The following is a 10,116-nucleotide window of genomic DNA, read 5'->3' as shown; positions in this document are numbered from 1 at the left end:
GGGCGGGGCGGATCGGGGATGCCGCACCCCGCCAGGAGCAGGCAGGCGCAGAGAAGCATGGCAATCAGCCGTTTCATCGCGTCATTCCCCTTTCTCCGGAGCGGCCTCGCGCAGGAGCTTTTCACGGTAGGCTTTGGCCGCCTGTTCCGTCTTGTTGTCCCCGAACCGGTAGTAGACCCGGTCGCGCAGGGCGTCGGGCAGGTACTGCTGGCGCAGGTAGTGGTTGGGATAGTCGTGCGGATAGCGGTAGAACTGGCCGGGATTTTTGACGTCCGCGCCGTCGAAGTGCCTGTTCTGGAGGCAGCGGGGCGGCGGGCCGGACTTCCCGGCGCGCACGTCGGCCATCGCCTCCTCGATCGCCATGCAGGAGGCGTTCGACTTGGGCGCGGTCGCGAGCAGCACGACCGCCTCGGCCAGCGGGATCTGCGCCTCGGGCAGGCCGATCTGCACCGCCGCGTCGACGCACGCCTTGGTGACGGCGATCGCCATCGGATAGGCCAGCCCGATGTCCTCGCTGGCGATCACGAGCAGGCGGCGGCAGGGGGAGAGCAGGTCGCCCGCCTCGAGCAGCCGCGCGAGGTAGTGGAGGGCGGCGTTTTCATCCGAGCCGCGGATGGATTTTTGCAGCGCGGAGAGCAGGTCGTAGTGCTCGTCGCCCTCGCGGTCGTAGCGCATCGCGCTCTTCTGCGCGACCTGCTTCGCGTCCTCCAGGGTGATCTCCCGCCGGCCGCCCGCCGCGAGCGCAAGCAGCTCGACCGCGTTGACTGCCTTGCGCACGTCGCCGCCGCACGCCTGCGCGATGTATTCCACCACGCCCTCCGCGAGGACGTATCCGCCGTCCTCCCCCGCGGCCTCGAACGCGCGCCGGACGGCGCGCGCCGTATCCGCAGGGGTGACCGGCTTAAACTCGAACACCGTGCTGCGGGAGAGCACCGCGCCGTAGACGTAGAAATAGGGGTTCTCGGTCGTGGAGGCGATCAGCGTGACCGAACCGTCCTCGATGCACTCAAGCAGCGACTGCTGCTGCTTTTTGTTGAGGTACTGGATCTCGTCGAGGTAGAGAAGCACCCCGCCCAGCCCGTCGATCGTGTCGCGCGCGGCCACCGCGTCGCGGATATCCTGCGTCGAGGCGGTGGTGCCGTTGAGGCGGACGAGCTTTTTGCCCGCCTTTTTCGCGATGATCGACGCAACGGTCGTCTTGCCGACCCCCGACGGGCCGTAGAAGATCAAATTGGGGATGCTGCCCGTCTCGACCATCCGCCGCAGCACCATCCCGGGCGCGAGCAGGTGCTCCTGCCCCACCACGTCGTCGAGGGTCTGCGGCCGAATGCGGTCCGCCAGCGGAGCCGCCATAAAAATCACCTCCGAAAGAAAACGAACCGCCGCCTGCCGGCGGCGGCTGGGATGACGACAGGGCCGCTTCTTCATAAGCGGCGCAAACCGTTTGGTTCAGGCAAAACGCCGCCCGCGGCCGCAGACGCGCGCCGTGCGGCGCGGTTCCGCCGCACGGGCGGCGGCCGGCCCCGGGGCAGGGCGCGCAGCCTGAACCAAACGTTCTTTGCCAAGGCTTTCTTTCAAGAAAGCCGACAAGAAAGCCGACAAAAAAGTCCGTAACTCTATTCGTAGAGCGGGTACTTGGCGCAGAGGGCTTCGACGCCGGCGCGGATCTCGTCGGCCTTGTTTTCAAAGTCCGTGGCGGTGAGGTAGAAGAACTCGGCAATCTTTTCCATGTCCGTCTCGACGAAGCCGCGGCTGGTGACGGCAGGGGTGCCGACGCGCACGCCGCTCGTGATGAAGGGGCTCTGCGGGTCGTTGGGGATGGCGTTTTTGTTGACGGTGATGTAGACCTCGTCAAGCTTCTTCTCGAAGTCCTTGCCGGTGATGCCGAAGTTGCGCAGGTCGAGCAGCACGAGGTGATTGTCGCTGCCGCCCGAGATGAGGCGGAAGCCGCGCGCGGTGAGCGCCTTGGCGAGCGCGCGGCAGTTGAGGACGATCTGGTGCTGGTAGGCCTTGAATTCGGGGGTCATCGCCTCGCCGAAGCAGACCGCCTTGGCGGCGATGATGTGCTCGAGCGGGCCGCCCTGCATGCCGGGGAAGATCGCCTTGTCGATCTTCTTGCCGAGCTCCTCGCGGCAGAGGATCATGCCGCCGCGCGGGCCGCGCAGCGTCTTGTGGGTGGTGGTGGTCACGATGTCGGCGTAGGGCACCGGGCTGGGGTGCTCGCCCGCGGCGACCAGGCCCGCGATGTGCGCCATGTCGACCATGAAATAGGCGCCGGCCTCCCTGGCGATCGCCGAAAGGCGCTCGAAGTCGATGACGCGCGGATAGGCCGAAGCGCCCGCGACGAGCAGCTTGGGCTTGCATTCGAGCGCGATCTCCCGCACCTTGTCGTAGTCGATGACCTCGGTGACGGGGTCGACGCCGTAGGAGACGAACTTATAGTACTTGCCCGAGAGGTTCACGGGGGAGCCGTGGGTCAGGTGGCCGCCGTCGGCAAGGCTCATGCCCAGCACGGTGTCGCCCGGCTCAAGCAGCGCGAAATAGACCGCGAGGTTCGCCTGCGCGCCCGCGTGGGGCTGAACGTTCGCGTGCTCCGCGCCGAACAGCTTCTTGGCGCGCTCGATGGCGATGTTCTCCACCTCGTCGACGTTCTGGCAGCCGCCGTAATACCGCTTGGCGGGGTAGCCCTCGGCATACTTGTTGGTGAGCACCGAGCCCATCGCGGCGAGCACCGCGGGGCTGACGATGTTCTCCGAAGCGATCAGCTCGATGTTGCGGCGCTGCCTGGCCAGCTCCCGCCCCATCGCCGCGCCGACCTCGGGGTCGGTTTTGGAGACGAACCCAATCGTGTCCATCATGTCCTGATACATCACAATCATCCATTCCGCCGCCGCGCTCCGGCACATATTTTGAGTAGGCGGAGGGCGCGAACCTGCACCGCGCGGAATCCGGCAGGCATCCGACGCGTCCCCCGGGCGGCCGCGGGCGGCCGCCCTTTTCACGAGTGGTTCCAGTATACCATAAATCCCCGGCGGCGTACAAGGGGTTCCGGCGAGCCCTTCCCTTTTTGCCGAACTTGTGCTAAACTGGACGAGGTATTTTGTGCATTGGGGGCATTGGTATGTCTATCTTCAAGCGGCCCACGCCGCCCACCTGGAAAATCCTGCTCTACTGCGTGCTCTCGCTGGGGGTGCTGCTCCTGCTCGGGCACCTGGCGCCCTACGTCCTCGCTTAGCATCCGCCCGGCGCAAAAGGGCGGAAGAAGAGCGCCGGCATTCTTTCGAATGCCGGCGCTCTTTTTATGAATTAGGAGAAAAAAATGAAAAGCGGTTTAGGCGGTACGCTCCATGCCCGAGTCGCCGGGAGTGAACCGCACGCGGGTCGCCCGCGTGCGCTTTTGGGATTTGACGGCCCTGCCGTAAGCGATCATGCTGTTGGCAAAGGCCGCGCCGCAGCCGATCACGAGCGAAGCGAACAGCTTGGAGCCGAACTTGTTCACGACCAGGTAGACGGCGGTATCGGTAAACCAGCGGGCGAGGCCTGCATCGCGGGAGATCTCGATGAAGCCGCCTGCGAAAACGGAGAGGGCGATAAACGCGGCAACGGCCGCGATAACCCCGGTTCGGAGCGGATGATTCTTTCTTTTCACGGCTGTTGCCTCCTTTAAAAGTTACAGATTGTAACCTTTGGGATAATTTCTACAGATCATTTTACGTTCTGTATTTTTGCTTACTTATAATATACCACATTCTATGCGAAAATCAAGAGGAAAATGCAAATTTGTTAAAATTATTTTCACAATTGTAACGAGTTTGTAACCAAGATGTAACCATATTGTAACTATTCCATTTTATGGAATTTCGTTTGTAACCGGTTTGTCACTTTTATCCAGACGCCGCCGAAAAAGAAAAGCAGCCGCGCGGAGCGCGGCTGCTTTTCCCGTTTCCGCCCGCCGGATCGGACGGGAACAAAATGGGGTGCCGTTATTTTTTCGCGAAGGAAGGCAGGATCGCCTTTTCGGTCGGCGCGGGCCTGGCGGGGGCCTCCTTGACGGGCTTTTCGGCGGGGCGCTCGGCGCGCGCCGCCGCCGCGATCGGCATCTCGGCGACCACATAGGTGCCGAGCTGGCGGGTCTTGGAGCGGAAGACATAGTCCCCGTCGTCCGTCTCGACCGCCGAGAAGGCGGGCGTCACGTCGACCAGCTCGCCGTCGATCACCTGGTAGATCACCACGTCGGACGGGTCGACCGTCAGGGCGTCCTCGTCGGAATCGTAGTAGGGATTGTAGATCTCAAAGGTGGCGCGGCTGGTGGAGGAGATGCGGGGGGCGCCGATGAAGTCGAAAAGGAAGGCGTCCTGGTCGGCAAAGTAGTCGGCGTAATCCTGGTCGTCCCACTTGGTGGTCATCTTTGGGAAGAGCTTTTTGGCGTCGTCGTCGCTCTCAAAGGCGAGCCGCGCGAGCGTCCGGTTCTCGTCCTCCCAGGTGATCTCGTTATCCTCGTTCTTGTTCGGCTCGAGGACCACGCCGCCGTCGCCCGCCATATAATCCTGGTCGGCGTTCTCGGTCGTGTTGCCCATGAAGAATTTGAACTTGATGGAGAACTTCTGGCCCTCGGCGTACTCCTGGCCGCCGATCGTCACCTTCTCCTTGGCCGTGAAGGTCACCTCGGGGGTGAGCTTGTATTCGTTGTCGGTGATGTCCTGCTTGAGCTCGATCTTCACCGCGACCCAGCGGCCCTTGATCCGGCCGCCCGTGCCGAAGTTCTTTTCGGTCACGCTGACCTTCTGGATCATCTTCGAGTTGTCGTCGCCCTTGTCGGTCTTGACCTTGAAGAAATCCTTGTCGGTGAGCTTGCTGACCGCCGCCTCTTCGATCGGAAAGTAGACGGTGGTGTCCGGCGCGATCACATCGGCGGCGGAATAGACGGCGCCGTCCCCGTCGCAGAGGTCGCTCTCCACCACGAGGCCGATGTTCGGGTAGGGGATCGCGTCGCCCGTCGCCGCGGCGGCGGCCACGCCGAGCGGGAGCGCGCACGCGAGCGCAAGGAGCAAAGCCAGTACTTTTTTCATTGTGAAATCCTCCTTCATCTTACCTGTTGGGGAATGTCCTTCCAACATTTCCTTGCCCAGTATACCCCGGCCCGGGAGAAAAACTGCGCGAAAGAGGGCGACGAACCGCCCCGGATTCCCCCATCCCTCCGCGCCGCTTATAACCGATCCGGTTTGCTCGATATGAAAAATCGGTATTTTTCATAGAATAAATACCGTGATAGTATCAATATAGTTCATATTCACCATAAATCAGTTCATTTTGAAAAGGAGAAGGGTCTATGGAACGCACCGCTGTCAAACAGGAAATGAAAGAAATGCTTTGCGATTTCACCTCGATCATCGGCGTGTCGGGCGAGGAGCAGGACGTCGTCCGGGCGATGGCCGCCCGCCTCAAGCCCTATGCCGACGAGGTGAAGGTGAGCACGCTGGGCAACCTCACCGCCGTCAAACGGGGCAGCCGCCCCGGCCCCACCGTCCTGATCGCCTCCCACTCGGACGAGATCGGCTTCTGCGTCAAATACATCTACGAGGACGGCTTTCTCGCCTTCGACAAGATCGGCGGTGTGCCCGAAAACCTGATGGTCGGCCGTAAGGTGTGGATCGGCAGGAACCGGGTACCCGGCGTGATCGGCGCGAAGCCCGGCCACCTCATGACCCCCGAGGAGGCCCGCACCGTGCGCGGCGCGAAGGACCTCTACATCGACGTGGCCTGCTCCTCCGCCGGCGAGGTCCGGGCGCTGGGGATCCGGGAGGGCGACCGCGCCGTCTTCGCGGACACCGTCTCCGAGATGGCCAACCCCGACTTTCTCTGCGGGCGCGCGATGGATAACCGCGCCGGCTGCACCGTGGTGTGCGAGCTGATGAAGCTCTGCGCGGACGGCGATTTCGCAGGCACCCTCGTGGTCGGCGCCACCTGCCGTGAGGAGGTCGGCATGGTGGGGGCGCGCGCGCTCGGCCACGCCGTGCATCCCGATTATGTCATCGCCGTCGACACCGTCCCCGCGGGCGACACCCCCGACCAACCCCGCCGCGGCCTGCTCCCCATCTCGATCGGAAAGGGGCCGGCCGTGCTGCTCGCGGACGGCTGCGACTGCTCCCACCAGTACGGCGTCTTCAGCAGCGTGCATCCCGCAATCCGCAGGGCGATCGAAAACCAGTCGGCGGCGCAGGGCCTGCCGGTGCAGTGGCTCTCGCTGGTCGGCTTCCTCTCCACCACCGACGCCGCCGAGTATGCCTACGCCGGGGACGGCATCCCGCAGGCCTCCTTCACGATCCCGCGCCGCTACTCCCACTCGCCGGTCGAGCTGCTGAACGTGAACGACCTGGTCGATATGGCCTGCCTGCTTCAGGGGATCGTCGAAAAAGAGAACGAGACGATCAACCTCGACTTCCTCGCCGACTGACGGCCGGCCGGAACGCACAACCGAACGCTGACAAAGGGGTGAATGTTTTGAGTAAACCGAATTCCGCCGCCGAAGCCAAGGACAGCCTGCTCATCCGCATGGGCAATTCCTTCACGCGGGTTTCCCAGAAGTACATGCCCGATCCCACCATCTTCGCCATCGCGCTTACCATCCTCGCCTTCCTGCTGGCCATGGTCATGAAGCGCCTCTCCCCCGCCGCCGTGCTGGGCAACTGGTACGCCGGGCTGTGGGAACTGCTGACCTTCGCCATGCAGATGGCCATCTGCATCATCGGCGGCGCGGTGGTGGCCGACGCGCCGGTGGCCAAGCGCGCCATCAACCGGGTCGCCTCCCTGCCCCAAAACGGCCCGCAGGCGGCCTTCCTCGTGGCCGCCGTCACCATCCTGCTCTCCTATGTGCAGTTCGGCCTCTCGCTCGCGGGCGGCGCGCTGCTCGCCAAGAGCATCGCGCGCAACTTCCGCCGCCGCGGCGTCCCCTGCGAATACGGCCTGCTGGTCGCCTGCGCCTACCTCGGGCAGATGACCTGGTGCGTCGGCTTCTCCAACTCGGTGGGCCTTTCGATTGCGACGCCCGGACACTTCCTTGAGTCGGAGATCGGCCTCATCCCGCTCAACAGCTACATCTTCAACCCGATGAACCTCTTCCTGGCGGCGGGCTTCATCGTCCTGCTGCCCCTCTTCGCCTACCTGCTCCACCCCAAGGGGGACAACGTCCGCCCCATCCCCGACTACGCGCTGCGGGTCGTGGAGGAGCCCGCCGGGGAAATCCTCTCCGAAAAGGCCGAAAAAAAGAACGCGTCGGTGGGCGAGCTGCTCAACAACAGTCATGCCTTCTGCTGGATCATCGGCGGCATGGGCATCCTCTACGTCGTCTGCGCGTTCGTCACCAAGGGCTTCGCGGCGTTCGACCTCAACCTCCTCAACGCCATCCTGATCTTCGGCGGCCTGCTGCTCCACGGCACCGTCGCAAACTACGTGTCCGCCTTCGCGCGCTCCACCTCGAGCGCCTCGGGCATCATCTTCCAGTTCCCGCTCTACGCCGGGATCATGGGCATCATCAAGTATTCCGGCCTCGTATCGATTCTGGCGGGCGCGATCGCCTCAATCAGCACCCCCTTCACCTTCTATTTCTGGACCTTCCTGAGCGCCTCGATCGTTAACATGTTCGTCCCGTCGGGCGGCGGCCAGTGGGCCGTGCAGGGTCCCATCGCCGTCGAGTCGGTCCGCATGATCGCGGGCGGCAATGTGCTCAAGGCCTGCCAGGCGGTGGCCTACGGCAACTCGTGGACCAACATGTGCCAGCCCTTCTGGGCGCTCGCGCTGCTCGGCTTCACCGGGCTCAAGGCCAAGGACATCATGGGGTACAGCACCGCCATCATGCTGGGCGCCGGGCTGCTCTTCACCGCGGCCGTGTTCTTCTTCCCTGTCTGAACAAAAGCCAAAAAAGCCGCCCCCATGCAGGCGCATGGGGGCGGCTTCCTTTTTCTGGCTGGCGATTTGAAAGGAGGGGTGGTAAGATGAAAGAAAGCGCCTTCAACCGGCGAAGAGGGGGACTCTGCATGGATATACTCCGGCTCCGATACTTCCGGGCCGTGGCCCAGACCGAAAACATCTCCCAAGCGGCGGAAAAGCTGCTCATCTCCCAGCCGGCCCTGAGCAAGGCCATCTCCCTGCTCGAGGACGAGGTGGGGGTGGCCCTGTTCCAGCGGTCCGGGCGCCGCATCGCGCTCAACGAATACGGACACGCGTTTCTCAAATACGCCGAGCTCGCGATCGACGCAGTCGACCGCGGCGTCAGCGCGGTCCGCGAGATTGAGAACCCTTCGACCGCGCCCATCCGCCTGCAGACGAACATCACCGGCGAACTCTACCTGATCGAGCTGATCCGGAGCTTCCGCCGCGCACACCCCGGCGCCACCTTCGAGGTCATCAAAAACTACACCAAATCCAAGTTCCTCTACGACTGCGACCTCTATATCCACGCGGTCAACATCCCGCTCAACAAGTGCGCCTCCCTCCCCCTCTTCACCGAGGAGCTGGTGCTGGGGGTTCCTGCCGGGCATCCTCTGGCCGCTTACGACCACATTCCGCTGCGCATGGCGCGAAACGAGGAGTTCATCGGGCTCATCCGCTCCACGAGCTGGACCGAGGAGACCAACGGCTTCTGCTTCCAGGCGGGCTTCAAGCCGAACGTCGTCTATACCTGCGACGGCACCGAAATGGTCGCCAAGCTTATCGCAGCGGGCGAGGGGGTCGGCTTCCTGGCTGCCCAGAGCTGGGGGGCGTTTCCCGAAGGGGTGAAGCTGCTCCACCTCGACGATCCGCTCTGCTCCCGCTCCTACAACCTCTCCTGGCAGATCGACAAGCCGTTCACCCCGCTGGCCGAGCAGTTCAGGGAGCACATCCTCGCCTATTTCAAGGCGCGGAAGGCGCCGCCCCGCCAGCCGCGGTAACGCAGGAAACAAACGCGAAAAAAGACCGTGGACAGGCTTGTCCACGGTCTTTTCTTGGAGCTGATAATCAGATTCGAACTGATGACCTCATCCTTACCAAGGATGTGCTCTGCCGACTGAGCTATATCAGCATGTACAGGCTGCCCGCCTGCGGAAAAGTGGCAGGGGCAGAAGGATTCGAACCCTCGGCACGTGGTTTTGGAGACCACTGCTCTACCAGCTGAGCTATACCCCTATATTGCCCACCCGAATGTATTCCCATACACGGGAAATCCTTGATCCCTGTGGTGGGCCATCAGGGACTCGAACCCCGGACCAACCGGTTATGAGCCGGTGGCTCTGACCAACTGAGCTAATGGCCCGTAAAAAGAAGATGTACCGCTACCGCTCTGGTAGCGGTACCATTTGTTGGCTCCCCCTGTCTGGCTCGAACAGACGACCCTGCGGTTAACAGCCGCATGCTCTACCGACTGAGCTAAGGAGGAATATGAAGAATTTGAGATGCCAGCGTACAAAACAATTGTACGCTGGCAGGAGCTGGCATAGACCTATCTTCCCGGGAAGTCACCCTCCAAGTATTGTCGGCACCGCTGAGCTTAACTTCTGTGTTCGGGATGGGAACAGGTGGGACCTCAGCGTCATATACACCAGCCATACGGCTCGCTGCCCGGCTTCGCCGGAGCGCCGCTTCGCGGCGACGCTCGCTCAAAGGGCTTGCCAGCCCTTTGGATCCTGGCTTGTGTCGTCTTACGACGACCCGGTCCTCCAAGCCTTCGGACCGGATTCTGAATAAGGAATGCCCTCGGCACAGCTCTATCTCAAGCGCTCTCGCGCTTTAGATCTTTGGTGACCCGTGCGGGAATCGAACCCGCGTTACCGGCGTGAGAGGCCGGTGTCTTAACCGCTTGACCAACGGGCCATAGACGGCCTGCTCGGCCTTGCGAGGCCGAAGCGTCCTTCGGACGACGGCCGTTCAAAGAGGGTTACATACCCCCTTTGGATCCCCCGTGGGGTGTCGTCTTCGACGACCCGGTCCTCCAAGCCTTCGGACCGGATTCCGAACAAGGTGCGCCTTCGGCGCAGAACAAAATCTATCGAACCGGGCATCCTTCTTATGGACGCTCCTTGTTATCTTTGGTGCGCCATCAGGGACTCGAACCCGGGACCCGCTGATTAAGAGTCAGCTGCT

Annotated in this window: 7 protein-coding genes, 5 tRNA genes and 1 rRNA gene; 3 read left to right on the top strand and 10 right to left on the bottom strand. The window is 62.8% G+C overall.

The genetic code is table 11. The features are described from left to right. Nucleotides 1–81 precede the first annotated feature (81 nt). The 4 genes from RCI06_RS13490 to RCI06_RS13475 form a co-directional block, all read right to left on the bottom strand. A complete protein-coding gene (locus RCI06_RS13490; protein WP_306576361.1) occupies nt 82–1,353 on the bottom strand; it encodes a replication-associated recombination protein A in 1,272 nt (423 codons plus the stop codon). 263 nt (nt 1,354–1,616) lie between these two features. Next, complete coding sequence (gene glyA / locus RCI06_RS13485; protein WP_306576362.1) at nt 1,617–2,870, bottom strand: serine hydroxymethyltransferase; 1,254 nt, start codon at nt 2,868–2,870, stop codon at nt 1,617–1,619. 461 nt (nt 2,871–3,331) lie between these two features. After that, nucleotides 3,332–3,649 carry a hypothetical protein gene (locus RCI06_RS13480; protein ID WP_306576360.1) on the bottom strand — a complete coding sequence of 106 codons (318 nt, stop codon included), beginning with the start codon at nt 3,647–3,649 and terminating at the stop codon, nt 3,332–3,334. A gap of 334 nt (nt 3,650–3,983) precedes the next feature. Then, the gene (locus tag RCI06_RS13475; protein WP_101549257.1) at nt 3,984–5,069 is read right to left on the bottom strand and encodes a hypothetical protein; all 1,086 of its coding nucleotides are present in this window, start codon (nt 5,067–5,069) and stop codon (nt 3,984–3,986) included. A gap of 260 nt (nt 5,070–5,329) precedes the next feature. Between RCI06_RS13475 and RCI06_RS13470 the strand changes: the two genes are divergently transcribed. The 3 genes from RCI06_RS13470 (at nt 5,330) to RCI06_RS13460 (ending at nt 8,927) form a co-directional block, all read left to right on the top strand. Next, entirely contained in the window at nt 5,330–6,454 is a 1,125-nt protein-coding gene (locus tag RCI06_RS13470; protein ID WP_306576359.1) for a M42 family metallopeptidase, read from the top strand. 47 nt (nt 6,455–6,501) lie between these two features. Continuing rightward, the gene (locus RCI06_RS13465) at nt 6,502–7,905 is read left to right on the top strand and encodes a short-chain fatty acid transporter (RefSeq protein WP_306576358.1); all 1,404 of its coding nucleotides are present in this window, start codon (nt 6,502–6,504) and stop codon (nt 7,903–7,905) included. A 128-nt stretch (nt 7,906–8,033) separates the two neighbouring features. Then, nucleotides 8,034–8,927: a LysR family transcriptional regulator gene (locus RCI06_RS13460; RefSeq protein ID WP_276873225.1), complete on the top strand. Its 894-nt coding sequence runs from the start codon at nt 8,034–8,036 to the stop codon at nt 8,925–8,927. Nucleotides 8,928–8,982: 55 nt separating this feature from the next. Here RCI06_RS13460 and RCI06_RS13455 read toward each other — a convergent pair. From RCI06_RS13455 to RCI06_RS13430, 6 genes are all read right to left on the bottom strand, one after another. Further along, a tRNA-Thr gene (locus tag RCI06_RS13455) sits at nt 8,983–9,058 on the bottom strand. Nucleotides 9,059–9,086: 28 nt separating this feature from the next. Further along, nucleotides 9,087–9,162: transfer RNA gene (locus RCI06_RS13450), tRNA-Trp, on the bottom strand. A 50-nt stretch (nt 9,163–9,212) separates the two neighbouring features. Next, nucleotides 9,213–9,289: transfer RNA gene (locus RCI06_RS13445), tRNA-Ile, on the bottom strand. Nucleotides 9,290–9,336: 47 nt separating this feature from the next. After that, nucleotides 9,337–9,412 (bottom strand) — tRNA-Asn (locus tag RCI06_RS13440). Between the two features lie 50 nt (nt 9,413–9,462). Then, a 5S ribosomal RNA gene (rrf, locus tag RCI06_RS13435) occupies nt 9,463–9,579 on the bottom strand. Between the two features lie 192 nt (nt 9,580–9,771). Continuing rightward, nucleotides 9,772–9,846 (bottom strand) — tRNA-Glu (locus RCI06_RS13430). Nucleotides 9,847–10,116 lie beyond the last annotated feature (270 nt).

Origin of the sequence: Anaerotruncus massiliensis (ex Togo et al. 2026), assembly GCF_030825285.1 — a bacterium.
GTDB classification, from domain to species: Bacteria; Bacillota; Clostridia; order Oscillospirales; family Ruminococcaceae; genus Anaerotruncus; species Anaerotruncus massiliensis.
This window is presented reverse-complemented; position numbering and strand designations above follow the sequence as displayed.